This window comes from Leifsonia sp. RCC_180, assembly GCF_058138205.1.
Genome location: NZ_CP200340.1, coordinates 2,645,002 through 2,669,250, shown reverse-complemented (window position 1 = coordinate 2,669,250; position 24,249 = coordinate 2,645,002). Strand labels below are relative to the sequence as shown.

The window sequence follows — 24,249 nt, the reverse complement described above, 5'->3', positions numbered from 1 at the left end:
GGTGGCTGCGACGAACGAGATCCCGCGCCCGGCGAACACCGTCCAGCTGCTCACCGCAGACGGCCGGTTCCAGCCGAGCGAGACGTCGGCCGAGTACCTCCCGTACCTGGAGCGGCTCGACGAGAACGACTACCGCCGTTTCTACCGCGACATGGTCAACGTGCGCGCGCTCGACAACGAAGGGGCCAACCTGCAGCGCCAGGGCCAGCTCGGTCTCTGGGTGCCGAGCCGCGGCCAGGAGGGCGCGCAGGTCGGCTCGGCCCGCGCAGCGCGGCCCCAGGACCACCTGTTCCCCTCGTACCGCGAGCACGTCGTCGGCATGGTGCGTGGCATCGATCCGATCGGCATCATCGGGCTTCTGCGCGGCACGACGCACGGTGGATGGGACCCGACGGACCCCGCGGTCGGCAACTTCCACCTCTACACGCTCGTCATCGGGTCGCAGACCCTCCACGCGACCGGCTATGCGATGGGCATGAAGCTCGACGGCAAGGTCGGCACCGGTGATCCGACGCAGGATGAAGCGTCGATCGTGTACTTCGGCGACGGCGCCACCAGTCAGGGCGACGTCAATGAGGCCTACGTCTTCGCTGCGAGCTACCAGACCCCCCAGGTCTTCTTCCTCCAGAACAACCACTGGGCGATCTCCGTGCCGGTGAGCACGCAGTCGCGCACGCCGCTCTACCTGCGATCGAGCGGGTTCGGCATCCCGGGCGTGCAGATCGACGGCAACGATGTGCTCGCGGCGTACGCGGTGACGGCCAAGCACCTCGACGACGCCCGTAGCGGCGAGGGGCCGAGCATGATCGAGGCGCTCACCTACCGCATGGGCGCCCACACCTCGAGCGACGACCCGAGTAAGTACCGCACCGACGAGGAGACGGCCTACTGGGCCGAGCGCGACCCGATCCTGCGGTTCCGCGTGTTCCTCGAGGAGCAGGGCGTCGGGCAGGCGTTCTTCGACAGCGCGGACGAGGAGGGGGCCGACCTGGCCGCCGACATCCGCCGGCGCACCCTCGAGCTGACGCCGCCGTCCGTCGCGTCGATGTTCGAGCACGTCTACAGTGAGCCGCATCCCCTGACCGACGAGCAGCGGCGATGGATCGAAGACTACGAGGCATCGTTCGGAGGTGACGCATGAGCGACGTGAGGAGCGAGGCCGAATACGTCGAGGCCGAGCTGATCGAGGAGCAGGACGGCGACCGCACGGACACGCAGTCGGCCGAGACGCGCACGGATAGCGCGTCGCTCGATACCCAGGCGATCGACGTCGTCGAGATCATCGAGAGCGATCCGGATGCTCGCGTGCTCGAAGAGCACGTCGCCGAGCAGGAGTGGACGCGCGAGTTCGTGGTCGATGACGAAGCGGCGCCCGAGCAGATCGGGCCGGAGCAGGATGGGGAGGCTGCGGCCACCACCGCTCAGGCGGACACGCAGGCGTCTGCCGAGGTCGGGGAGGATGCCGCGGCAGCGGAGCACGACGAGGCCCCCGCCGAAGAGTCGCCGGCCCCTCCCATCGCTCCCGAGCCCCGCATCCAGTCGCTGCCGATGGTCAAGGCGCTCAACGCCGGGCTCCGGCGCGCGCTCGCCGACGACCCTCGCGTGCTCCTGATGGGCGAGGACATCGGCCCGCTCGGCGGTGTCTTCCGGGTGACCGAAGGGTTGCAGAAGGAGTTCGGTCCGCAGCGTGTCATGGACACCCCGCTCGCGGAGGCCGGGATCATCGGCTCGGCGATCGGCCTGGCGATGCGCGGCTACCGACCGGTGGTCGAGATCCAGTTCAACGGCTTCGTCTTCCCCGGGTTCGACCAGATCACCACGCAGCTGGCGAAGATGACGAACCGGCACAGCGGGCGGATGAAGTTCCCCGTCGTCATCCGCATCCCGCACGGTGGACACATCGGCGCCGTGGAGCACCACCAGGAGGCTCCGGAGGCGTACTTCGCGCACACCGCGGGGCTCCGGGTCGTCGCGCCGTCGACCCCGCACGACGCGTACTGGATGATCCAGGAGGCGATCCGCTCAGACGACCCGATCGTCTTCTTCGAGCCGATGAGCCGGTACTGGCCAAAGGGCGAGGTCGACCTGGTGGAGAACCCCACGCCACTGCACGCCAGCCGAGTGGTGCGGACCGGAACCGACGCGACGATCGTCGCCTGGGCCGGGATGGTCAGCGTCGCGCTCCGTGCCGCCGAGCTGGCGGCAGAAGAGGGACGCAGCCTCGAGGTCATCGACCTGCGCTCGCTCTCCCCGATCGACTACGGGCCCGTCATCGCCTCGGTGCAGAAGACCGGGAGACTGATCATCGCGCAGGAGGCGCCGGGCAACGTCTCGGTCGGCTCCGAGGTGGCGGCGACGGTCGCCGAGAAGGCGTTCTACTCGCTGGAGTCGCCGGTGCTGCGCGTCGCCGGGTTCGACGTCCCGTTCCCGCCGGCGAAGCTTGAAGAGACGTACCTCCCCGACGCCGACCGCATCCTCGAGGCCGTCGACCGCGCGCTGGCGTACTGAAGCCCGCACCGGACGACGCGCAACAACGACCCGGCGCGAGAAATTGACAGAGAGAAGCCGCACATGAGCGAGTCCCAGTTCCTCCTGCCCGATGTGGGCGAGGGTCTGACCGAGGCGGAGATCGTCGCGTGGAAGGTCGCGCCTGGCGAACCGGTGGCCGTCAATCAGGTCATCGTCGAGATCGAGACCGCCAAGTCGCTGGTCGAACTGCCGTCGCCGTTCGAGGGCACCGTGAGTGAACTGCTGGTCGCCGAGGGTCAGACGGTCGAGGTCGGCACCCCGATCTTCACCGTCACGGCCGGCGGCCAGGCCCCCGCAACTCCGGCTCCGGAGCCGGAACCCGCCGAGGAGGTCGCGGCGGACGCCGCGGCGACGGTGTCGCACGAGGAGGAGCCGAAGGCCGGCGCCGTGCTCGTCGGCTACGGCTCCGCCGGACACGGGTCCAGCCGTCGGCGCCGGGTGACGCATCCCGGAACCGGTTCGCTCCCGGTCTCATTCTCGGGGTCCATCGCGCAGCCCGCGCCGTCCGCTGCTCCGACCGCACCACCATCGTCTCCGGCGCCCGCGCCCGCAGCTGCTCGGCCGGCACCCGCCCAGTCCGCGTCGGCCACGCAGCCCACCGTGGGCCGTCCGTCCGGCCCGGTCGTCGCCAAGCCACCGATCCGCAAGCTGGCGAAGGACCTCGGCGTCGACATCAGCGCGGTCACGCCGACCGGCCCGATCGGCGACGTGACCCGTGACGACGTACTCCGCGAGGCCACCCAGGTCACGGTGTTCCGCAACCTGCAGACCCCGGAGTGGCCGGACGACCGCGAGGACCGCATCCCGGTCAAGGGTGTGCGCAAGGCCATCGCCAACGCGATGACGTCGAGCGCGTTCACCGCTCCGCACGTCAGTCTGTTCGTCGACGTGGATGCGACCCGCACCATGGAGTTCGTCAAGCGCCTCAAGAACTCGGCCGACTTCGGCGGGGTGAAGGTGTCGCCCCTGCTGATCATGGCGAAGGCCATCATCTGGGCGGTGCGCCGCAACCCCATGGTGAACTCGTCGTGGACCGACGAGGAGATCATCGTCCGCCACTACGTGAACCTCGGCATCGCCGCGGCGACGCCGCGCGGCCTCATCGTCCCGAACATCAAGGAGGCTCAGGGCATGACTCTGCTCGAGCTCGCGAAGGCGCTCGAGCAGCTCACCCTGACGGCCCGCGACGGCAAGACGCCGCCCGCCGACATGAACGGCGGCACCATCACGATCACGAACATCGGTGTGTTCGGGATGGACACGGGCACGCCCATCCTGAACCCGGGCGAGGTCGGCATCGTGGCGCTCGGCACGATCAAGCAGAAGCCGTGGGTGGTCGACGGCGAGGTGCGCCCACGCTTCGTCACGACGCTCGGCGCGTCGTTCGACCACCGCGTCGTCGATGGGGATGTCGCCTCCCGGTTCCTGGCAGATGTCGCATCCATCATCGAGGAGCCGGCGCTCCTGCTCGACTGAACGACTTGAATTTGACAATCATTTTCAATAAGCCGTAATGTGAGCCGGTGCCCGCGCCCGCGGGTGCACCCTCTTGTGTCGTTCGCGACTTAGACAGGCTCACCCATGAAGACGCGTTCTCTCGTCTCCGCCCTCGCGGTCGGGGCCGCCACGATCGTGGCGCTCGCCGGCTGCTCCGCACCGTCGTCGGCTGGATCCGACGACGGCGTCATCCGCGTCGTCGCCAGCACCAATGTGTACGGCGACATCGCGGCCACCATCGGCGGCGACGCCGTGCACGTCACCTCCCTCATGTCGGACCCCGCCCAAGATCCGCACTCGTTCGAGGCCAGCGCGCAGAACCAGCTCGCCGTCTCCAAGGCCGACATCGTCATCGAGAACGGCGGCGGCTACGACGAATTCATGCAGACCCTGCTGAAGGGCGCCGGCAACAAGGCGGCGAGCGTCCTGAACGTCGTCGACCTCTCGGGCAAGAAAGCGGTCGGCGGCGAGCTCAACGAGCACATCTGGTACGACTTCCCGAGTGTCCGGAAACTCGCGGACGCGCTGGAAGCCGCGCTGGCGAAGGCCGACCCGTCGCAGACGGCGACCTTTGAGAAGAACGCGGCCGCCTTCACGCAGGACCTCGCCGGTCTGGAGAGCTCCGAAGCGAAGCTGAAGGCGGACTACGCCGGTGAGGGCGTCGCGATCACCGAACCGGTGCCCCTGTACCTGTTGGATGCGGTCGGCCTGGTCGACAAGACGCCCGCCGCGTTCAGCAAGGCGATCGAGGACGAGAACGACGTCTCCCCCATGGTCCTACGGGACACGCTGGCGCTGTTCACCAACCACCGCGTGAAGCTGCTCGCCTACAACGAGCAGACCACCGGCGCGGAGACCGAGCGAGTGCTCGCCGCGGCCAAGCACGCGGACATCCCGGTCGTGCCGGTCACCGAGACGCTTCCCGCCGGCGAGCACTACATCGGCTGGATGCGGGCCAACGTGGATGCCGTCGGCAAGGCGCTGGCATCATGAGCGAGCCGCTCGAGCGCATGCCCGCCCCGGAGACGCGCGACGTCGTGCTCCGGCTCCGCGACGCCTCCCTCGGCTTCGGCGACCGCACCCTGTGGAGCGGGCTCGACCTGGACGTGCACGCGGGCGAGTTCGTCGCCGTGCTCGGACCCAACGGCTCCGGCAAGACCAGCCTGCTGCGCACGATCCTCGGGCAGCAGCACCTGGACGGCGGCGAGATCGCCTTCGAGGGGCATCCCGTGCGCCGCGGCGACCGCCGCATCGGCTACATCCCGCAGCAGAAGCTCATCCCGGCGGGCACGCCGATGCGCGCCCGAGACCTCGTGGCGCTCGGTGTGAACGGGCACCGTTGGGGCCTTCCGCTCCCCCGCCGCGACGACCGGGCCCAGGTCGACCGGCTGATCGACGCCGTCGGCGCTCGCCGCTACGCGGAGGCGGCTGTCGGCTCCCTGTCGGGTGGCGAGCAGCAGCGGTTGCGCGTGGCACAGGCGCTCGCCGGCGACCCCGCGCTGCTGCTGTGCGACGAACCGCTGCTGTCGCTCGACCTGCAGCATCAGCGCGGCGTCAGCGAGTTGATCGACCGGCGGAGACGCGAACACGACAGCGCCGTGGTCTTCGTCACGCACGACGTGAACCCGGTGCTCGGGATGGTGGACCGCGTCCTGTACCTGGCCGGCGGCCGGTTCCGCACCGGGACGCCCGATGAGGTGCTGCGCAGCGACGTGCTGACCGATCTGTACGGGACGCCCGTCGACGTGATCCGCAGCCGCGGACGGATCGTCGTGGTCGGCATCCCGGACGCCGAGACTCACGACCACCACGCGCACACACGCGAGACACATCCGGAGCCGGCAGCATGATGCATCTCGACGTGTGGCAGCAGCTGTTCGACTTCACCGACTACGGCGAGTTGCTGCTCCTGGTGAAGAACTCGATCTTCGCGGGGGCTGTGCTGGGTGTCGTCGGCGGCCTGATCGGCGTGTTCGTGATGCAGCGTGACATGGCTTTCGCCGTGCACGGCATCAGCGAGCTCTCGTTCGCCGGCGCCGCGATCGCCCTGCTCTTCGGGGTGAACGTCGTCGCGGGGTCCCTCGTCGGTTCGCTCGTCGCGGCCATCCTGATCGGTCTGCTCGGAGCCAAGGCGCGGGACCGGAACTCGATCATCGCCGTGCTGATGCCCTTCGGGCTCGGGCTCGGCATCCTCGCGCTGGCGCTGTATCCCGGCCGAAGCGCCAATAAGTTCGGCTTGCTGACCGGACAGATCGTGTCTGTCGACGACCCCCAGCTGGGCTGGCTGCTCACGATCGGTGCGATCGTCCTCATCGCGCTGCTGCTGATGTGGCGGCCGTTGACCTTCGACAGTCTGGATGCGGATGTCGCCGCCTCGCGCGGCGTGCCGACCGGGTTCGTCGCGCTGGCGTTCATGGTGCTGCTGGGCCTCGCGGTCGCGGTGTCCGTGCAGATCGTCGGTGCGCTGCTGGTCCTGTCGCTGCTGGTGACTCCGGCGGCAGCCGCCATGCGCATCTCGTCGTCACCGCTCGGGGTGCCCATCCTCAGCGTGCTGTTCGCGCTGGTCTCCGTCGTGGGCGGCATCATGCTCGCGCTCGGCAGCGCCCTCCCGATCAGCCCGTATGTGACGACGATCTCGTTCCTCATCTACGTCGTCTGCCGGATCGCGGGAGGCCGCCGTGCGCGCCGCCGCGGTTCGGTCACGGCCTCACGGCCACTCGTGAGCCAGGCGGGTTAACCTGGGATGGTGAAGCGCAACACCTGGCAGCGGGAGGCCGTCCGCGAGGCTCTGACCTCGACGGAGGGCTTCATCAGCGCGCAAGGACTCCACATGAGCCTCCACGAGGCAGGCTCGCCCATCGGGTTGGCGACGGTCTACCGGGCGCTCTCCGACCTGGCGTCCGAGGGCGACGCCGACTCGCTGCAGTCGCCGGAGGGCGAGAGCCTCTACCGGGCGTGCACCACCGGCCACCACCACCACCTGATCTGCCGCAACTGCGGGCTGACGGTGGAGATCGAGGCGGACGCCGTCGAGGAGTGGGCCCGCCAGGCGGCCGCAGCGCACGGCTTCACGCAGGCTCAGCACGTCGTCGACGTCTTCGGGCTTTGCGCGTCGTGCACGGCGAAGAGCGATTTGGCTGCCTCCGCATCCATGCCGTAGCATAGATGTTTGGCTGAGTGGGCCTCCCCCACTCGGATCGTATGCGAAACCCCCTCTCGAAATCGGTGGGGAAGTCGCATGCCGACAAGTGACCTTGGGTGGAACCAATCGGTTCCACGGTATTGGAGAAGAAACCAATGGCAGCAGTGTGCCAGGTGACTGGAGCCGTTCCCGGCTTCGGTCACGCCATCTCGCACTCGCACCGTCGCACCAAGCGCCGGTTCGACCCGAACATCCAGAAGAAGACGTACTACGTTCCGTCCCTTCGCCGTAACGTCACCCTGACCCTGAGCGCCAAGGGCATCAAGGTCATCGACGCCCGTGGCATCGAGTCCGTGGTCAAGGACCTCCTGGCCCGTGGGGAGAAGATCTAATGGCGAAGCAGCAGGACATCCGTCCGATCATCAAGCTCCGTTCGACGGCCGGCACCGGGTACACCTACGTGACCCGCAAGAACCGTCGTAACAACCCCGACCGCCTCGTGCTCAAGAAGTACGACCCCGTAGTGCGCAAGCACGTCGACTTCCGAGAGGAGCGTTAATCATGGCCAAGAAGTCCAAGATCGCCAAGAACGAGCAGCGCAAGGTCGTCGTCGCGCGCTACGCCACCAAGCGCGCCGAGCTCAAGAAGGCCCTCGTCGACCCGAACGGGTCCGACGAGTCGCGCGAGGCCGCCCGCCTCGGCCTGCAGAAGCTCCCCCGCGACGCCTCGCCGATCCGCGTCCGCAACCGCGACGCCGTCGACGGCCGTCCCCGCGGAAACCTCAGCAAGTTCGGTATCTCGCGTGTCCGGTTCCGTGACATGGCGCACCGCGGCGAGCTGCCCGGCATCACCAAGTCGAGCTGGTAATCCAGCGCGACATGCGTCTCGAGGGGGCGTCCGGCTTCGGCCGGGCGCCCCTTCGTCGTACCGGGTGGACGACCGGATGTCGCAGATCGCACCCGATGTGCGATAAAGGGGCCGAAAATCCGCGTCTTTCTGCGGGTTTCTGATACATTCGAGGCGGTCGACCGACCAAACGTTACGGCCCTGCGTGGCCTCAACCGTTCCACAAGATAGCTGTAATCCAGCACAAGGTCCGAGGAGGACACTTTATGGCTGACAACCTGAACAAGACCGAGCTCGTTGCCGCCGTCGCTGCGGCGTCGGGTCAGAGCCAGGCGACCGTCTCGAGCGTCGTCGACGCGTTCTTCAGCACCATCAGCGAGACCGTCGCCAAGGGTGGCAAGGTCACCATCCCGGGTTGGCTCGCCGCCGAGCGCAGCGAGACCGCTGCCCGCACCGGCCGCAACCCGCAGACCGGCGCCGAGATCTCCATCCCGGCCGGCCACCGCGTCAAGCTGACCGCGGGCTCGAAGCTCAAGGCTGCCGTCAAGTAGTCGTTCCCAGCTTTGCCCGAAGGCGGCTCCGCGATTCGCGGGGCCGCCTTCGTCGTATCCGAGTGCTCCGGAGCCCTGCTGTGGGCGGCCGTCCAGGGCCGGAGACGTAGGCTTGACGGGTGCCACGAATCTTCCGCGTGATCGGCCCCGCCGTGCTGCTCCTGGCGGCTGCGGTGGCGATGATGGCCGCCCTCGCGTTCGGCGGCGGGGCGTCTGCTCCTCTCCTGGCCGACCCGGGCGCGCTGGTGCGCTGGGGTCTCCCCGCGGCGACGCTCGTGGTCAATCTCAGCCTGGCCGGCACGGTCGGTGCACTGGTCCTGGCGTGCTTCGCGTTCAGTCCTGACCGCGATGAGTACGGCACTGCGCTCGACTTCGCCGCTGGGAGCGCTGCGGTCATGACGGTCGCCTCCGCCGCGACCGGACTGTTCACCTTCGTCAGCGTCTCGAACGTGCCGTGGTCGTTCGACGCCACCTTCAGCAACGGGCTCAGCTCGTTCATCACCAGCGTCTCGCTCGGCCAGGCGTGGCTGGGCATCACACTGATCGCCGCGGCCGTCACCGTGCTGTGCTTCGCGGTCCGCAACCAGACCGCGATCGTCTTCGTCACGCTGTTGGCGATGGCGACCGTCGTCCCGATGGCGCAGCAGGGTCACAGTGCCGAGGCGGCCGGGCACGATGCTGCGGTGACGTCGTTCGGCCTGCACGTGCTGTTCGCCGCGATCTGGCTCGGCGGTCTGGTGACGCTGATCGTCGTCAAGCACACCTTCGGGAAGGGGAGGCTGCTCACGGTCCTCGAGCGCTACTCCACGGTCGCCCTCATCTGCTTCATCGTCGTGGCCGCGTCCGGCTACGTGAATGCCGAGCTGCGCGTGGGGACGCTCGCCGAGCTCGCGACGCCGTACGGCATCCTGGTGCTGGTCAAGGTCGCCGCTCTGGTGGCGCTCGGCCTGTTCGGCCTGACCCAGCGCCGCTTCCTGATCGGCCGGTTGAAGACGACGGGCGAGACACGCAGCTTCTGGTGGATCGTCGTGGCGGAGCTCGCCTTCATGGGCATCGCCTCGGGTGTGGCCGCGGCGCTCGCTCGCACCGTCACGCCGGTCCCCGAGACGCGCGCTGCGACACCGACGCCCGCCGAGATCCTGACCGGCGAGAAGCTGCCGCCCGCACTCTCGTTCGATCGGCTGTTCACCTCCTGGAACTTCGACCTGCTCTGGGTGCTCGCCTGCGCCTTCGCCCTCTTCTTCTACTTCGCCGCGGTGTGGCGGTTGCGGCGACGGGGCGACAAATGGCCGATCTACCGCACGATCCTGTGGACTCTGGGCATCGTCCTGCTCTTCTACGTCACCAACGGCGGCGTCAACGTATACGAGAAGTACCTCTTCTCGGCGCACATGTCGGCGCACATGGTGCTGACGATGGGCGTCCCGCTGCTGCTCGTGCCCGGTGCGCCGGTGACGCTCGCCGCGCGGGCGATCCGCAAGCGCCGTGACGGCTCGCGCGGCGGCCGGGAATGGCTGCTGCTGGCGGTGCACTCCCGCTTCGCCGGGGTCATCTCCAACCCGATCGTCGCGGCGATCCTCTTCGCCGGCTCGCTCTGGGTGTTCTACTACACGCCCGTGATCCGCTGGGCGACGACCGACCACATCGGGCACGAGTGGATGATCGTCCACTTCCTCATCACGGGGTACCTGTTCGTGCAGTCGCTGATCGGCATCGACCCGGTGAAGTACCGGCTGGCGTACCCGTTCCGGCTGCTCCTGCTGCTGCTCACGATGGCGTTCCACGCCTTCTTCGGCCTGTCGATCATGCAGATGCACGGGCTGCTCCTCGCCGACTGGTTCGGAGCGATGGGCCGCACCTGGGGCGACTCGCCGCTGGTCGACCAGCAGGCGGGCGGCGGCATCGCCTGGAGCATCGGCGAGATCCCGACGGTGATCCTGGCGATCGTGGTCGCCATCCAGTGGAGCCGGAGCGATGAGCGCGAGACCAAGCGACAGGACCGCAACGCCGACCGCACGGGAGACGCCGAGCTGCAGGCGTACAACGAGCGGCTCGCCCGCATGGCCGACCGCGACCGCGTCTCGCGCTAGCGGCTACGGCTCCTGAGCCACCACGATCGCGAGCGAGCCGTCGGGGCGGATCGTGACGCTGCTCAGACTCATCGCGAACGGCTCTGCATCGCTACGGACCGTGATCGTGCCGTCGAAGAGCGACTGCACCGTCACGTCGAGGTGCGCGACGCCGACCATCTTGTCGGTGGTCCACGAGGTGTCTCCTGGCACGAGGCGCACCTTCGGGTAGGTGTCAATCGACCAGGTGGGCTCCCCCTGCACCCGGTCGTCGATCTCGACGCCGAAGGGGCAGCCGGCGGGCTGGAGCACCTTCTGCTCGGCGCAATGGTCGAGGAACGCATCCACCTGCTTCTGCACGGCGGTCGTGAACGCCGCGGTGGGCTGTGCGTCGACGGTTGCCTCGCCGACGTGTCCGGGTGCGGCGGTGACGGTCACCGGCACCGCCTGAACATAGTGCGAGCGGTGACTCAGTTCGAGCGGGGCGAGCGGGAGCACGAGGTAGTCGGCGGAGACGTTGAAGGCCGCGGCCGGCTGATCGGGCGACGCCGCTCGCGGGTTCACCGTGTGCCGGCCGACCGTGAACGTCGACGCGTGGGCGACGGTGATCCTGGCGACCCCGACCGGCGTGGATGCGAACCCCCACGTCGGCAGCACACCGAGCACCGACCCGGTCTGATGCACCCGGAAGGTCGCCGAGACGCGCTGCCCGTCGGCACGGGCGTCGACCACGACCGTGTGCACGTCGTCGGCTGCCGTGGTGTCGGAGACGACCCGGACGTCGCGGATCACGGGCAGGATGTCGGAGCGCAGCAGCTCGCGCGATGCGCCCTCCGGCAGCCCGGAGCGCTTCAGCGCCGACGCTGTCGGAGCCGCGCCGGGCATGGCCAGGGCATCGGGCACGTTGTGGGCCGCGATCGACCGGACGAACCCCTCCACGAAGCCGCTCGGGCTGTAGTACGCGCGCTGCATGGCCCCGAGCCCCGCGACGAATGCGGCCAGGAGCAGAACGCCGACGCCCGACCAGAGCAGGACGGCGCGCCGGCGCGCACGAGCGTCCCCCACAGCCATGAGGCCATCCTAGGGTCCTGTGGATAGCCGCCACGTGCCCCTGTGCGCGGGTTAGAGTAGTGCGGCAGGTCGGGCGACGCGAAAGGGGCGAGGATGGGCCGTCTCTCCCTCTCCCCTGAGCAGCAGGCGGTCTTCGAGCTCATCGAGAACACGCGCGAGCATGTCTTCGTGACGGGTCGCGCCGGCACGGGTAAGTCCACGCTGCTCAACCACCTCTCGTGGAACACCGAGAAGTCGCTCGTCATCTCGGCGCCGACCGGCGTCGCCGCGCTCAATGTCGGTGGCCAGACCATCCACTCGCTGTTCCGGCTGCCCATCGGGGTCATCGCGGACCATGCGATCGACCAGAGCGCCGAGCTCCGCAAGCTGCTGAACACCATCGACACCCTGGTCATCGACGAGGTCTCGATGGTCAACGCCGACTTGATGGATGCGATCGACCGCAGCCTCCGCCAGGCCCGGCAGCGCGCGGGCGAGCCCTTCGGCGGCGTCCAGGTCGTGCTGTTCGGCGACCCGTACCAGTTGGCTCCGGTGCCGGGAGACCGCGAGGAGCGGGCTTATTTCGCGGACACCTACCGGTCGATGTGGTTCTTCGACGCCCGCGTCTGGCAGGAGACCGACCTCCGGATCGTCGAGCTGCTGCAGGTGCACCGGCAGCACGAGTCCGACTTCCGGTTCATGCTGAACGCCGTGCGTCACGGGCAGGTGACGAAGGAGATCGCCGACCGCCTCAACGAGGTGGGGGCGCGACCGGCTCCCGATGACGGGACGATCACCCTGGCGACCCGCAACGACACGGTCAACCGCATCAACGCGCAGGCGCTCGAGCGCCTGCCCGGCCGGGTGCTGACCGCCAAGGCGGAGGTGAGCGGCGACTTCGGCGGACGCAACTATCCGGCCGACGAGAGCCTCGAGCTCAAGGTCGGCGCACAGGTCATGTTCCTGCGCAACGATGTCGGGCAGGGCGACGGCCCGCGCTGGGTGAACGGCACGATCGGCACCGTCACACGCATCGACTCCAACGTCTACGTGGATGTCGACGGCGACGTGCACGAGGTCGAGCCGGCCATCTGGGAGAAGTTCCGGTACACATGGTCGCCGGAGACCAAGAAGCTGACGAAGGACGTCGTGGCCGAGTTCACGCAGTTCCCGCTGCGGCTGGCGTGGGCGGTCACCATCCACAAGTCGCAGGGCAAGACCTACGACGCGGCGATCGTCGACCTGGGTTCGCGCGCGTTCACGTCGGGCCAGACCTACGTGGCCTTGAGCCGGATCACCACCCTCGACGGTCTCTATCTGACCCGGCCCCTGCGCCCGGGTGACATCACGGTCGATCCGGACGTGGAGCGGTTCATGCGCGACGCCCGGCCGGTTTCGATGCCCGTCGCGGGTGCGCAGGTCGGCTGAGCGGCGCAGGGATGAGGCATCGAGAGAGGGGACAGCGGTGGCGGTGACCTTCGTGCTGGACTTCAGCGACGGCCAGCATCTGGAGACGAGCGGGAACGGCGTGATCGGGAGGAACCCGGCCGTCCACACGCCAGGAACCGAGATGGAGGATCCCGCTCACGTCGAGCTGGTCACCGTCGAGGAGGGGGCCAAATCGGTCTCCCGGGCGCACCTGGCCTTCGGGCAGTACGACGGCGTGTTCTGGGTGATGGACCTGGGTTCGGCGAACGGCACGACGATCACGTATCCCGGCGAAGGCACGTTCGCGTGCGACCCGAGCACACGGCATGAGGTCGACCCAGGCTCGGTGGTGCGCTTCGGCGCGGTCTCGTTCACGCTGTCCCAGCGCTGACGGCATCCATCGATGCGCTGAGGGCGCGCATCCGCCTCAGTGGTGGTGGTGCACCGTCACGGCGGCGACACCGGCGTCGGTGAGTCCCAGAGCGGGGATGGTGACCGCGCTGACCACGCAGGCGCTCAGCGTGAGCGCGATGACGAAGCGGAGCGGCGCGTTCTGCTCGGGGTCCGGGCGCCCCCGGCGGATGATCACGGCGGCGGTCGCCGCGACCGCGACGTCGAGCAGGGATGCGGCAGCCATCGGCGCGATGGGCAGCGCGATGATGGTGCCCCCTGAGGCGGTGGCACCGGCGACGGCGAGTGCCGCCCACATCCCGACCGGCAGCAGGGCCAGTGCCGGGATCAGCCGGAACACGAAGGGCCGGTCGCGGGCGAGCGTGGATGCCGCCCACACCAGCTCGGCCAGTGCCAGCAACAGAAAGGCGGCGAGAAGGGGAGGAGGTGCGCTGGGGGCCAGCGCTGCGTGAAGCAGACCGGCCCCCAGTGCGGCCACGGCGAGGAACGCGCGGGCCGCCGGGCCCACCGCGACGGCCGAAGAGGCCGAGGCGGCGGGGGCGGCCCGCAGCGTACCCGTCATCCTGCTCATGGGAGCCGTGGCCCCGCCGGTCAGGCGGCGGCAGTGCGGGCGCGGGTTCCCCGGTCGGCGCCGAGGCCGGTGCCGAGGAGGACGATCGCGCTCACCAGGTGGAGGAAGTGGTCGGGCGTGTTCAGCGCGAGGATGTTCGCGTCCGTCCCGACCAGGAAGAAGCCGACGATGCCGAGGAGCAGGTAGACGGCTCCGACGGTGATGTTGACCGCCTTGGCTGCGGCGACGCGGGTAAGGCCGGCGATCAGGAGCGCTGCTCCTATCAGGAGGTGTGCGATGTTGTGCAGCGGGTTGACCTCGAAGACGCCGAGGAGCAGGCCGCCCTTGGTGGCGATGAAGCTGACGCCGCCTGTGACGGCGAAGCCGAGAAGCCCGACCAACAGGTAGACAGCCCCGAAGATCGTGGCCACCAGACGATTCGGTGATGTGCGCATGGTCTTGTTCCTTCCGTAGGACGGCGCACGTGCGGCGCCTCACTTACCCATTCGCAGCGTCGACCCGATCGGATTGCGGCCACAGCCCCTTGCATGACGGCAAGGTTTCTGCCGCACGTTACAATCGCTGGACACGAAGGCCGACCGCCAGGGGATGTATCGATGCGACGTGACACCAGGTTCGGGCGGATCGCGCTCGCCGCGACCGCCGGGATCGTGGCGCTGATCCTCGCCGGATGCACGTCCGTGTCGGGGAGCGCGAAACCGCCCGAGCAGCAGTCCGGCGGCTTCTCGAAGGATGTCGAGAAGCGCTTGTCGACCGCCGTCACGGACGCGATGAAGCTGGCCGACGCCCCCGCCGGTTTCGCGGGTGTCTGGGCGCCGTGGTCCGGGAGCTGGTCGGACGCGCAGGGGACGACCACGCGCGGCGGTTCAAAGCCCGTCACCGACGACATGACCTTCCGGATCGGCCAGAACACCGTTCCCATGACCTGCACGGTGCTGCTCGAAGTCGTGGACGAGGGACGCATCGGCCTCGACGACCCGCTCACGAAGTGGCTGCCGGGGCTCGTCGGCGTCGAGGGCATCACCATGCGGGAGCTGTGCCAGAGCACCTCGGGTCTCGGTGACTACGTGGCGCAGCTGAACCCGAAGTTCGTGATGAATCCGCTGCGGCAGTGGCCGCCGCTCGAGCTCGCTAGCGACGGGATCGCGATGCAGAAGTTCGGCAGCCCTGGCGAGAAGTACGGCCGCTCGGCGACGAACGCGGTGCTGGTCGGCATGGCGCTGGAGAACGCGACGAGCCGCAGCTGGCAGGAACTCTACAAGCAGTACGTCTTCGACAAACTCGGGATGAGCGCGAGCACGCTGCCCGGAAGCTCGCAGTTCACCGTGCCGGGAGCGCATCCTGCCGGGTATGCGGCGGGGCTCGACGGCGCAGGAGCCGTCGTGTGCGAGCCGATGCGCGATGTGAGCCGCCTGTCGCCGTCGCAGGGCTGGACCGCCGGAGGCGTCGTGTCGAACGTGCACGATCTGCAGGCGTTCGGCAAGGCGCTCGCGAGCGGCAGCCTGCTGAGCGAGAAATCGCGCAAGGCCCAGGTGGATGCTGTCGTCAACGGCCAGTCGTGGCAGCGCTACGGCCTCGGTGTGCAGCTTCTCGGGCCGCTCCGTGGAAGCACCGGCTCGATCCCCGGATATGTGTCGGCGGTGTACTCCGACCCGGCATCAGGCCTGACCGTCGTCGTCGCCTTGAACAATTCGACTCCGGGCGCGGGATTCGCCCAGCTGCTCGCTCAGCGGCTGGCGTCCATCGTGTCCAAGACGCCGGCGAAGCAGAAGGGCGCGAAAGTGGTCGCGTCCCTCCCGTGGTCGGAGCAGCAGACAGTGGATGCGATGGCGAAGTCGGCGCCGTGCCCGGCGAAGAAGGCCGGTTAGGCCCCGCCGCCGGCCGCGCTACGCGCCTGCGAGAGCCGCGAGCTCGGCGCGAACGGGGAACGCGTCGTCGTCGAGGACGAGCTGCAGCGCAGCTCCCGTCGCCCGGTTGACGATGACCGGCGCCAGCAGGTTCACCGTGCTCCCCTCGCGCGAAGGGGTCACCACGACGAGGAGCAGTGCGTCCTCCGCCGCCGCGATACCGAGCTCGGCGGCGCGGTCGTCGGGCAGCTCCGGCGAGTAGCCGGGCAGGTGGCGTTCGGCGTCGAGCGTGAACAGCCGGACCTCCGGACGTTCGGTCGAGGCCAGGGTGAAGAGTCCGTCGGCGCCGGCGACGGACTCGAGGGTGAACGTATCGAGCGGCTCGAGCCCGGGCGGAGGGGCGAGAAAGCGGACCGCGCTCATCGGAGGAAGTCCATCAGCGTCGGCTGCAGCACCCGTGCCGTGACGGCGATCGCGGTCTGGTAGTTCACATCCTGCGTCTTCAGGTCGAGGATGACCTTGCTGAGGTCGACATCCTCGAGGGACGAGCGCTGCCCTTCGAGCGCGTTCGCCCCGACGGCGAGCGCATCCTTCGCCTTGTCGATGCGGGTCTGGCGGCCGCCGACCTCCGCGTGCTCTCCCACGATCGCCTTCATCCTGTCATCGATCTCCGCAAGCCTCGGGGTGACGTTCACGCCGGTACGGAGGTCGTTCACCGTGTTGTCGATCAGCGAGAACACCGACGTCGCACCGGTTCCGAAGACCGCGGCTCCGTCGGCATCCACCCGCACTGTGGTGTCGGGGCCGATCCTGCGCTCCACTGTACTTCCGGCCACTCCGGTGAACGAGTAGTCGGGCTGGAAGGCGACGCCGGCGTCCGAGTTGCCCGCGAACACCGTCCGACCCAGGTAGGTCGTGTTCGCCAGCGAGAGCAGGCTCTTCTTGAGGCCGTCGAGCTCGGTCGCGATCGACTCCTTCGCCTCGGGCGACATGGCGCCGTCGTTCGCGCCCTGCACCGTCAGATCGCGAACGCGGTGCATGAGCGTCTCGACGGAGGTCAGCGCGGAGTCGGCCGTCGTCAGCCAGGCATCGCCGTCGCCGACGTTGCGCTGGTACTGGGCGGTGGTGGCCTGGTCGGCCCGCACGCCGAGCGCGCTCGCCGTCGCGGTCGGGTCGTCCGACGGCTTGTTCAACAGCCGGCGGCTCGTCGCCTGGTCGTACAGCTGCGCCTGACGCTGCAGGCTCAGTTGCAGGTTGCGCTGAGCGTTGAGGGTCTGGGTCGCGTTGGTCACACGGCTGATCATGGCTATCTCCCGACGAGTCCGGTGTGGTTGATGAGCACGTCGAGGGCCTCGTCCACGGCGGTCATCACGCGCGCGGCGCCCTGGTAGGCGTGCTGGAAGGACAGCATGTTCATGTTCTCCTCGTCGAGGTCGACGGAGGCTCCGGAAAGCTGCGCGTTGGTGGCGGCGCTGCTGGCCAGGTCGGCCAGATCCGACTGCTGCTTCTCGGTGCGGCTGGCGACGCCGACGCGCACCACGAAGGCGGCCCACTGCTTGTCGACCGCGTTGGCGCCCGTTCCGAGCTGGCTGATGGCGTCGGCGATGCTGCCGTCCTTGCCACCGGCACCCGGTGTGCCCGTCGCGATCTGGTTCACGCCGGTCGGCACGACCGAGAGGCCGAGCGCGGCCGGTTTGGAGGCGTCGATTGCGAAGAAGTCGAGGCCCGTCGCACCGGTCGGTGTCGCGCCGGTCGAGTGCACGGCGTTGACGCGCTGGGCGAGGGTGACCGCGAATGCGTTGAAGCTCACGGCCGCCTCGGCGAGCACACCCCCGGTGCCGGTGGCATCCGCCGGCGCGAGGGTCGAAATCGCACCGGCGATCGACCCGCCCTCCATGGCGATGGCGGCGCCCGGGCGGTACGCCCACTCCAGGCGGACCGGGTCGGTCGCGGCGTCCGCCATCCGGCTCGCACCGGCGGCCTTCACCGCGTTGGCCGTCGTGCCCGAGACGAGCGCATTGCCGCCGACCAGCACATCCACCGTGCCGTCCTCGTTCGGGCGGACCACTCCCCCGGCGATCTTGGCGATGGATGCGGTCAGCAGGTCGCGGCGGTCGAGCAGTTCGTTCGCAGACTGGCCCCCGGCCAGGGCCGAGCGGATCCGCCCGTTCAGGTCGGCGACGGCCGTGGCGGCGGTGTTGAGGTCCGCGGCCATGCCGTCCACAGACGTGCGGAGTGCGCTCCACTGGTCGTCCACGGCGCGGTACCCCGCCTGGATCTGAGTCACCAGGCTGCCGGCCTGGCCGAGGAGGACGCCGGCGGGTGCCTGCTCCCCCGCCTGGTTGGCCACGTCGCCCCACGCCGACCAGAACTTCTGCAGCTGCGCCGAGAGGCCGTTGGTCCCCGGCTCGTTGAGCGAAGACTCGAGGGTGGCCAGAGCGTCGGCGCGCGTGTTGGTGTAACCGGAAAGGGCGGTCGTGCTGCGGACGCGCGAGTCGAGAGCCGCGTCATCCAGCCGCTGGATGCCGTCGACGCTCACGCCCTGGCCCGGGCGCACTCCCCCGCTGAAGAGGCCCGCCGACGCGAGAGCGGGGACGCCGGAGGTGGAGACGCGCTGACGGGTGTACCCCTGCGTGTTGGCATTGACGAGGTTCTGGCCGACGACGTCGAGGCCCGCCTTGGCGGCGACAAGCCCGGTGTACGCGGTGTTCAGACCGCTGAACGTGCTCATCCGGTCACGCCTCCGTGTCGAAGAAGCGGGCGGTGTCGCCGGTGGAGCCCGTGCCGCCGACGCCGTAGACACCCGGGTCGTCGCCCGCTCCCGACAGCGAGCTCAGGGTCTCCTGCGTGGAGCGCGCGGCCTCGCGCAGCAGGCGCTCGTTGGTGTCGCGCACCTCGGCGATCTGCGCCGTGAGCTCCGTCATGGCCGCCAGGTGCGAACCGAAGATGTCGGACCAGATGCCGTCCGGAGCTGCGGTGGCCAGCTCCCGGAGCGTCGCATCCGGGCTGATCCCCCACTCCTCCGCCAGGGCTGAGACCTCGACCGTGCGGGCGAGTCCGGTGGCGCGCATCCGCTCGATGACCTGCTCGACCTCGCGGGTGGCGTGCGAGATCCAGCGCGACTTGCCGGCGATGAGCAGCAGCTGCTCCTCCTCCAGCTTGAACAGCAGCAGCTCGAGGAGCTCGCGCTCCTTCCAGAGCTGCGCGGAGAGCTCGCTCGCGGCCATGTCGCTACCAACTTCCTCATGAGTCGATGTGCGCACCTGGTCTCCTCGGGTCTGAAGGTCGGTGGATGGTGTCCCCGCCAACTGTGACCATCGGCACGCTTGCGCCTGATGTTAGGTGCCCAGAGCACTCGGTGACCGGCACGACCTACCGCTTCTGGGGTGGCTGCCAGTATTCCCCGTACTGGGGGTACGCGCTGCCCCGTAATGGGGACAGAAAGCATGCAATCTGAACAGTCTCGAATTGTTACCGTGAACAGCGGAAGACACCTAGCACCCCGCTCGGCACCCGACTAAGTCCGAGCGTCCACCGCACCGCCCGAGTACCAGCGACAGCCTCCCCGAACGAGGCCGGCGCGAAGTATCCGTCCGATGAAGAGGGGTCGCCCAGCGTGAACCGGAACGAACGCAATGCGCTCGTCGTAGAGAACCTGCCGCTTGTCGGCTACCTGGTCTCCGACCTGTGCTCGCGCGCCACCCACCTGTCGCGCGACGACCTGGCCTCCGCCGGGGCCGTCGCCCTGGTCACCGCAGCCGACGCGTACGACGCGACCACCGGCGTCCCGTTCGGCGCCTACGCCCGCACCCGCATCCTCGGGGCGCTCGCCGACGAACTGCGCGCCTCCGACTGGGCCACTCGTTCCGCGCGCAAGCGCATCAAGGAGACGCTGGTGGTGCAGGAGAGCCTCACCGCTGCGCTCGGGCGCAAGCCCAGCGTCGATGAGATCGCGAACGCGCTGGGCGTCGACCGCGAGACCGCCGCGGCCGGCCTCGCCGACGCCTCCCGCACCGTCACCGCGCTCGACGAGACGATCGAGCCGCTGCTGATTTCGGAGACGGTCGGCCCGGAGGACTCCCTGCTGGCGAACGAGCAGACCGCCTACGTGCGCGCCGCCGTCGCCGCCCTCCCCGACCGGATGCGCTCCATCGTCGAGGCGATCTACTTCGACGACCGCACGGTCACCGAGATCGCCGACGAGCTCGGCATCACGCACTCCGCCGTCTCCCAGCAGCGCTCCGAGGCGATCCGCCTCATGCGCGAGGGGATGGCCACCCACTACGCCGACGAGGGAGACCCCGTCGTCATCGAGGCGAAGACCTCCCAGGCCCGGCGCAGCGCGTATCTGGCGCGCCTTGCGCAGCACGCGGTCGCGGGAGTCTCGCGCCTCTCCCCCACGTCGCCGAGCTCCGCGCGAGCATCCTGACAGCACATCGCTAACGGGACGGCAACGACAGCCGATAGAGGCTGATGCGGACCACGGAAGGGCCGCGGACCACCACCCAGTCATGGAGGAAACATCATGGGTATGCAGATCAACACCAACATCGCGGCGAACAACGCCTACCGCAACCTGAACAACACGCAGGGCGATCTCTCGAAGTCGCTCGAGAAGCTGTCCAGCGGTCTCCGCATCAACCGTGCGGCGGACGACGCGGCCGGCCTCGCCATCTCGGAGGGCCTGAAGTCGCAGGTCGGCGGTCTGACCGTCGCCGCCCGCAACGCTCAGGACGGCATCAGCGTCGTGCAGACCGCTGAAGGTTCGCTCACCGAGGTCCACTCCATCCTGCAGCGCATGCGCGACCTCGCGGTGCAGGGCGGTAACGACTCGAACAACGCCACCTCGCGCGCGGCCATCCAGACGGAGGCCGACGAGCTGGGCAAGGAGCTCAACCGCATCACCAACGGCACGAACTTCAACGGGATCGACCTGCTCAAGGGCGGCTCGCTGAACTTCCAGGTCGGCGCGGGCTCGACGGCGAACGACACCATCGCGGTCAACCTGGCCGACGTGGCGACCTCGGTCGGCACGCTGTCGGGTGCTGCCGGTGCCACCGGCTTCGACGTCACCACCAACGCGGCGGCGAACACCACCATCACGGCGATCGACACCGCGATCACCGCGATCTCGACCGCTCGCTCGGAGCTCGGCGCCTCGCAGAACCGGTTCGAGTCGGCCGTTCGCAGCCTGAACGTCTCGAAGGAGAACCTCTCGGCCGCGTCCAGCCGCATCACCGACACCGACATGGCGGAGGAGATGGTGAAGTACACCCGCTCCAACATCCTGTCGCAGGCCGGCACGGCGATGCTCGCTCAGGCGAACCAGTCCAACCAGGGCGTTCTCCAGCTGCTGCGCTGATCAAGCCCGGCGGCCGGGGCGTAGTCCCCAAAGCGCGCCCCGGCCGCCGCTCCACCCGCACCACTGCACCACCGCACCACCCCGCATCACCGTCGTAGGAGGGAGAGAACCGCATGGGCATGGCCATCGACGGGCTCATCAGCGGCCTGAAGACGACGGACCTGATCGACAGCCTGATGCAGGCGGAGGCGATTCCGCAGACGCTGCTGAAGAACAAGGTCACCGACTCCACCACCTTCATCAGCGCCATGCAGACCCTCAACTCGAAGGTCGCTGCGCTCGCGGACTCCGCCGCCAAGCTGGCGAAGCCGGCAGGGACGGACCTGCACATCGCCTCCAGCAGCTCCACCTCGGTCACGGCGACCGCGGGCACCGGAGCAGTGGACGGCACCATCGACTTCACCGTGGACCGGCTGGCGCAGTCCCAGGTCACGGTCACCGGCCCGCTGACGCAGTGGCCGGATCAGCCGCCGACGCTGACCTTCGTCGCCGCCGACGGCACCATGAAGCAGATCACGGCGGCCAGCTCGTCGCTCGCCGATGTCGCAGCGGCGATCAACCAGGCGGGCGTCGGCGTCAGCGCCACACGCGTCTCCTCGGGGCTCGACCCGGCGACCGGTCAGCCCCTCTACCGCCTGCAGCTCAGCTCGACGAAGACCGGTGCTGCGGCGGCGTTCACCGCCTACCGCGGAACGACGGCGGATGTCACCGCCGGCACGGCGACCAACATCCTGTCCGACCCGGGTTCGTCGCAGGTGCGGCAGGCGCAGGACGCCCAGCTGACCCTGTGGGCCGGAACCGGCGCCGCGCAGACCGTGACGAGCGCCACCAACAGCTTCACCGACGTGCTCCCCGGCGTGACGGTCGCGGTCTCCACGGCATCCACCACACCGGTGACCTTGACGATCGCGCGGGACGACAAGAGCATCTCGACGGCCGCGGGCTCCCTCGCCGGAGCCGTCAACGACATCCTGAGCTACATCGCCCAGAAGCAGGCCGTCGCCACCACGACGAACGCGGCAGGAGGCACCGTCGTGACGGGCGGCGTCTTCACCGGCGAGTCGTCGGTCCGCGATGTGAACCAGAAGCTCGTGGATGCGGTGATCGCCCCCATCAACGGCGTCTCCCCCTCGACCTACGGCATCAGCATCGACCGGGACGGCGCCGTCACGTTCGACCAGGACGTCTTCGCCAAAGCGATGGCCGCCGACCCCGACACCGTCAAGGCGGCGGTCGCGACGATCGCTCAGCGGGTGGCCGGCGCGGCCACCGACGCCAGCGACAGCTACACCGGCTCGATCTCGCTGAAGATCAAGGGCGAGCAGTCGCTGGTGAAGAACCTCAACGACCAGATCACCGACTGGGACGGGCGGCTCGCCGACCGGCGGTCGACGCTCGAGAAGACCTACGCGAACCTCGAGGTGCAACTGCAGCAGCTGCAGTCCCAGTCGTCGTGGCTGACCGGCCAGTTGTCCTCCCTCCCGACTGCGAGCTCATGATGAACGTCCTCACCTCCGCGGCCTCGAAGCTCTCGGCCTACAACCGCGACAGCGTCCTGTCGGCCAGCCCAGCGCGCCTGCTCACGATGCTGTACGACCGCCTCCTCCTCGACCTCAACCGCGGCGAGACCGCGCTGCAGGCGGAGCAGTGGCCGACCGCGTGGGAGAACCTGCGGCATGCCGACCAGATCGTCGCAGAGCTCGCGGGCACGCTGCGCGTGGACCTGTGGGACGGCGCCGACGGCCTGCTCCAGCTGTACGGCTACCTCGCCGATCTCATCGTCGGCGGGATGATCGAGCGCGACGCGTCGAAGGTGCACGAGGCCATCGAGCTCGCCGAGCCGTTGCGCCGCACCTGGCATGAGGCGGCCGCGCTGCTGCCCGCCGCGGTGCCGGCGCCCGACGCGGAACGGGATCTCGGTGTCGCCTGACGAGCCGGTCCGCGAGGCCCTGGCCTGGTCGGACGCCCTCGACGTGCTGGAGAACGAACTGCACGGCGCCCTCGCCCAGGCGACCCCTGTCCCCTGGCGTCCGCCGGCGGGTCTCGGCCCGATCCCGCCCGAACTGAAAGATCGCGCGGCCCGCCTCCTCGAGGCACAGCTGCACACGATCCGGTACCTGCAGGACGTGCGGCAGACGACAGCACGGCACCTCGCGGCCGTGCGTTCTGTACCCCGGTCGGAGGTCGGGGCGCATCCCGTCTACTTCGACCTGATCGGCTGACCTCCATAGCACTTGTCCACCTGTGGATAACTCTGTTGAGAATCCGTGGATGACGACCTGCATCGTGTGGAGGACACGCGCGAGATGTGTGGACTCTCAGATTCCCAGAATCACGATTACGCTCCTGATCAGGCGATTTATCCGCCGACACGCTGTTTCGAACACCTCTTCGAAAGTACACGCCTGTAATTCACAGTGGGGTACACGCTGTGGATGACCATGTGGGAAATCGCGTCGCGAACATCTTCTCGGAGGGGTTCCTAACGGCTGCGGGGGAGCTGCCGATAGCTCTTCTCGAGCACGGATCGCTCATCGACTGGCCACGGATGGGCCGCCCCACGACCCAGGAGTGCAGCTGTGCTCGAATCCGTGACCAGTGCCGCCCTCGCGAGCGCCCTCGACGGCCTCGCCGCGCGTCAACGCGCCATTGCGAACAACATCGCCAACGTCAACACGCCGGGCTACACGGCTGAGCGCGTCTCCTTCGAGGATGCGCTCGCCGCCTCCGTAGCGGATCACGACGGGCACGCCAACGCGACAACCGCGCGCTCGCTCGAGCCAACGCGCCTCGACGGCAACAACGTCAACCTCGACACCGAAACGGTCTCGAACGTCGACACCGTGCTGCGGTTCCAATTCGCCTCGCAGGCTGCGGGCACGCAGTTCTCCGCCATCCGCGCAGCCCTGAAGACCAGCTGACCCCGGACAGCCACGAAAGGAGCAT

At 68.9% G+C, this 24,249-nt stretch carries 28 protein-coding genes; 21 read left to right on the top strand and 7 right to left on the bottom strand.

The annotated features are described in order from the left end of the window. Nucleotide 1 precedes the first annotated feature (1 nt). The 12 genes from AB7E03_RS13170 to AB7E03_RS13115 all read left to right on the top strand — a co-directional run bounded on the left by AB7E03_RS13170 (nucleotide 2) and on the right by AB7E03_RS13115 (nucleotide 10,655). Nucleotides 2-1,141, top strand: a complete 1,140-nt coding sequence (locus tag AB7E03_RS13170) for a thiamine pyrophosphate-dependent dehydrogenase E1 component subunit alpha (protein WP_441784220.1) — start codon at nucleotides 2-4, stop codon at nucleotides 1,139-1,141. A gap of 407 nt (nucleotides 1,142-1,548) precedes the next feature. Continuing rightward, nucleotides 1,549-2,508 (top strand): alpha-ketoacid dehydrogenase subunit beta, encoded by a 960-nt coding sequence (locus tag AB7E03_RS13165; RefSeq protein WP_489942913.1) that lies wholly within the window; start codon nucleotides 1,549-1,551, stop codon nucleotides 2,506-2,508. Nucleotides 2,509-2,571: 63 nt separating this feature from the next. Beyond that, complete coding sequence (locus AB7E03_RS13160; protein ID WP_489941835.1) at nucleotides 2,572-4,005, top strand: dihydrolipoamide acetyltransferase family protein; 1,434 nt, start codon at nucleotides 2,572-2,574, stop codon at nucleotides 4,003-4,005. Between the two features lie 105 nt (nucleotides 4,006-4,110). Continuing rightward, nucleotides 4,111-5,019 carry a metal ABC transporter solute-binding protein, Zn/Mn family gene (locus AB7E03_RS13155; protein ID WP_489941834.1) on the top strand — a complete coding sequence of 303 codons (909 nt, stop codon included), beginning with the start codon at nucleotides 4,111-4,113 and terminating at the stop codon, nucleotides 5,017-5,019. Continuing rightward, on the top strand, nucleotides 5,016-5,876 hold the full coding sequence (locus tag AB7E03_RS13150; RefSeq protein ID WP_489941833.1) for a metal ABC transporter ATP-binding protein: 861 nt from the start codon (nucleotides 5,016-5,018) through the stop codon (nucleotides 5,874-5,876). The genes AB7E03_RS13155 and AB7E03_RS13150 overlap by 4 nt, the downstream gene beginning before the upstream one ends. Then, the gene (locus AB7E03_RS13145; protein ID WP_489941832.1) at nucleotides 5,873-6,763 is read left to right on the top strand and encodes a metal ABC transporter permease; all 891 of its coding nucleotides are present in this window, start codon (nucleotides 5,873-5,875) and stop codon (nucleotides 6,761-6,763) included. The genes AB7E03_RS13150 and AB7E03_RS13145 overlap by 4 nt, the downstream gene beginning before the upstream one ends. Nucleotides 6,764-6,769: 6 nt before the next feature. Further along, on the top strand, nucleotides 6,770-7,186 hold the full coding sequence (locus tag AB7E03_RS13140; protein ID WP_441784215.1) for a Fur family transcriptional regulator: 417 nt from the start codon (nucleotides 6,770-6,772) through the stop codon (nucleotides 7,184-7,186). Between the two features lie 137 nt (nucleotides 7,187-7,323). Beyond that, a complete protein-coding gene (gene rpmB / locus AB7E03_RS13135) occupies nucleotides 7,324-7,560 on the top strand; it encodes a 50S ribosomal protein L28 (protein ID WP_441784214.1) in 237 nt (78 codons plus the stop codon). Next, nucleotides 7,560-7,727, top strand: a complete 168-nt coding sequence (gene rpmG / locus AB7E03_RS13130) for a 50S ribosomal protein L33 (RefSeq protein WP_021760158.1) — start codon at nucleotides 7,560-7,562, stop codon at nucleotides 7,725-7,727. Before rpmB ends, rpmG begins: the two co-directional genes overlap by 1 nt. 2 nt (nucleotides 7,728-7,729) lie before the next feature. Then, nucleotides 7,730-8,035 (top strand): 30S ribosomal protein S14, encoded by a 306-nt coding sequence (gene rpsN, locus AB7E03_RS13125; RefSeq protein WP_441784213.1) that lies wholly within the window; start codon nucleotides 7,730-7,732, stop codon nucleotides 8,033-8,035. A gap of 245 nt (nucleotides 8,036-8,280) precedes the next feature. Next, nucleotides 8,281-8,565: an HU family DNA-binding protein gene (locus AB7E03_RS13120; protein ID WP_090039575.1), complete on the top strand. Its 285-nt coding sequence runs from the start codon at nucleotides 8,281-8,283 to the stop codon at nucleotides 8,563-8,565. Between the two features lie 179 nt (nucleotides 8,566-8,744). After that, complete coding sequence (locus AB7E03_RS13115) at nucleotides 8,745-10,655, top strand: bifunctional copper resistance protein CopD/cytochrome c oxidase assembly protein (protein WP_489942912.1); 1,911 nt, start codon at nucleotides 8,745-8,747, stop codon at nucleotides 10,653-10,655. A gap of 3 nt (nucleotides 10,656-10,658) precedes the next feature. On the opposite strand, the gene AB7E03_RS13110 is transcribed toward AB7E03_RS13115, so the two are convergent. After that, nucleotides 10,659-11,705 (bottom strand): hypothetical protein, encoded by a 1,047-nt coding sequence (locus AB7E03_RS13110; protein ID WP_489941831.1) that lies wholly within the window; start codon nucleotides 11,703-11,705, stop codon nucleotides 10,659-10,661. A 93-nt stretch (nucleotides 11,706-11,798) separates the two neighbouring features. Here AB7E03_RS13110 and AB7E03_RS13105 point away from each other — a divergent pair, with 93 nt between their 5' ends. Both AB7E03_RS13105 and AB7E03_RS13100 read left to right on the top strand, forming a co-directional pair. Continuing rightward, nucleotides 11,799-13,112 carry an ATP-dependent DNA helicase gene (locus AB7E03_RS13105; protein ID WP_489941830.1) on the top strand — a complete coding sequence of 438 codons (1,314 nt, stop codon included), beginning with the start codon at nucleotides 11,799-11,801 and terminating at the stop codon, nucleotides 13,110-13,112. Nucleotides 13,113-13,149: 37 nt separating this feature from the next. After that, complete coding sequence (locus tag AB7E03_RS13100; RefSeq protein WP_489941829.1) at nucleotides 13,150-13,503, top strand: FHA domain-containing protein; 354 nt, start codon at nucleotides 13,150-13,152, stop codon at nucleotides 13,501-13,503. A 36-nt stretch (nucleotides 13,504-13,539) separates the two neighbouring features. Here AB7E03_RS13100 and AB7E03_RS13095 read toward each other — a convergent pair whose 3' ends face one another. Together AB7E03_RS13095 and AB7E03_RS13090 are read right to left on the bottom strand one after the other, a co-directional pair. Further along, nucleotides 13,540-14,085: a hypothetical protein gene (locus AB7E03_RS13095; RefSeq protein WP_489941828.1), complete on the bottom strand. Its 546-nt coding sequence runs from the start codon at nucleotides 14,083-14,085 to the stop codon at nucleotides 13,540-13,542. Nucleotides 14,086-14,114: 29 nt separating this feature from the next. After that, nucleotides 14,115-14,528, bottom strand: coding sequence for a DUF4383 domain-containing protein (locus tag AB7E03_RS13090; RefSeq protein WP_489941827.1), 414 nt, complete (start codon nucleotides 14,526-14,528; stop codon nucleotides 14,115-14,117). 162 nt (nucleotides 14,529-14,690) lie between these two features. Between AB7E03_RS13090 and AB7E03_RS13085 the strand changes: the two genes are divergently transcribed. Then, nucleotides 14,691-15,962 (top strand): serine hydrolase domain-containing protein, encoded by a 1,272-nt coding sequence (locus tag AB7E03_RS13085; protein ID WP_489941826.1) that lies wholly within the window; start codon nucleotides 14,691-14,693, stop codon nucleotides 15,960-15,962. An 18-nt stretch (nucleotides 15,963-15,980) separates the two neighbouring features. On the opposite strand, the gene AB7E03_RS13080 is transcribed toward AB7E03_RS13085, so the two are convergent. From AB7E03_RS13080 to AB7E03_RS13065, 4 genes are read right to left on the bottom strand one after another with little or no spacing between them, the layout of a single operon-like run. Next, on the bottom strand, nucleotides 15,981-16,364 hold the full coding sequence (locus AB7E03_RS13080; RefSeq protein WP_489941825.1) for a flagellar assembly protein FliW: 384 nt from the start codon (nucleotides 16,362-16,364) through the stop codon (nucleotides 15,981-15,983). After that, nucleotides 16,361-17,233, bottom strand: coding sequence for a flagellar hook-associated protein FlgL (flgL, locus tag AB7E03_RS13075; RefSeq protein WP_441784205.1), 873 nt, complete (start codon nucleotides 17,231-17,233; stop codon nucleotides 16,361-16,363). Before flgL ends, AB7E03_RS13080 begins: the two co-directional genes overlap by 4 nt. 14 nt (nucleotides 17,234-17,247) lie before the next feature. After that, a complete protein-coding gene (gene flgK / locus AB7E03_RS13070) occupies nucleotides 17,248-18,672 on the bottom strand; it encodes a flagellar hook-associated protein FlgK (protein WP_489941824.1) in 1,425 nt (474 codons plus the stop codon). A 4-nt stretch (nucleotides 18,673-18,676) separates the two neighbouring features. Further along, a complete protein-coding gene (locus tag AB7E03_RS13065) occupies nucleotides 18,677-19,168 on the bottom strand; it encodes a flagellar protein FlgN (RefSeq protein WP_489941823.1) in 492 nt (163 codons plus the stop codon). Nucleotides 19,169-19,557: 389 nt separating this feature from the next. Between AB7E03_RS13065 and AB7E03_RS13060 the strand changes: the two genes are divergently transcribed. The 6 genes from AB7E03_RS13060 (at nucleotide 19,558) to AB7E03_RS13035 (ending at nucleotide 24,224) form a co-directional block, all read left to right on the top strand. Next, nucleotides 19,558-20,370 carry a sigma-70 family RNA polymerase sigma factor gene (locus AB7E03_RS13060; protein WP_441784202.1) on the top strand — a complete coding sequence of 271 codons (813 nt, stop codon included), beginning with the start codon at nucleotides 19,558-19,560 and terminating at the stop codon, nucleotides 20,368-20,370. Between the two features lie 96 nt (nucleotides 20,371-20,466). Continuing rightward, a complete protein-coding gene (locus AB7E03_RS13055; RefSeq protein ID WP_441784201.1) occupies nucleotides 20,467-21,303 on the top strand; it encodes a flagellin N-terminal helical domain-containing protein in 837 nt (278 codons plus the stop codon). Nucleotides 21,304-21,416: 113 nt separating this feature from the next. After that, nucleotides 21,417-22,802 (top strand): flagellar filament capping protein FliD, encoded by a 1,386-nt coding sequence (gene fliD, locus AB7E03_RS13050; RefSeq protein WP_489941822.1) that lies wholly within the window; start codon nucleotides 21,417-21,419, stop codon nucleotides 22,800-22,802. Beyond that, on the top strand, nucleotides 22,802-23,233 hold the full coding sequence (locus AB7E03_RS13045) for a flagellar export chaperone FliS (RefSeq protein WP_489941821.1): 432 nt from the start codon (nucleotides 22,802-22,804) through the stop codon (nucleotides 23,231-23,233). Before fliD ends, AB7E03_RS13045 begins: the two co-directional genes overlap by 1 nt. Next, the gene (locus tag AB7E03_RS13040) at nucleotides 23,223-23,525 is read left to right on the top strand and encodes a hypothetical protein (protein ID WP_489941820.1); all 303 of its coding nucleotides are present in this window, start codon (nucleotides 23,223-23,225) and stop codon (nucleotides 23,523-23,525) included. The genes AB7E03_RS13045 and AB7E03_RS13040 overlap by 11 nt, the downstream gene beginning before the upstream one ends. Before the next feature lie 357 nt (nucleotides 23,526-23,882). Then, entirely contained in the window at nucleotides 23,883-24,224 is a 342-nt protein-coding gene (locus AB7E03_RS13035; RefSeq protein ID WP_441784197.1) for a flagellar basal body rod protein FlgB, read from the top strand. Nucleotides 24,225-24,249 lie beyond the last annotated feature (25 nt).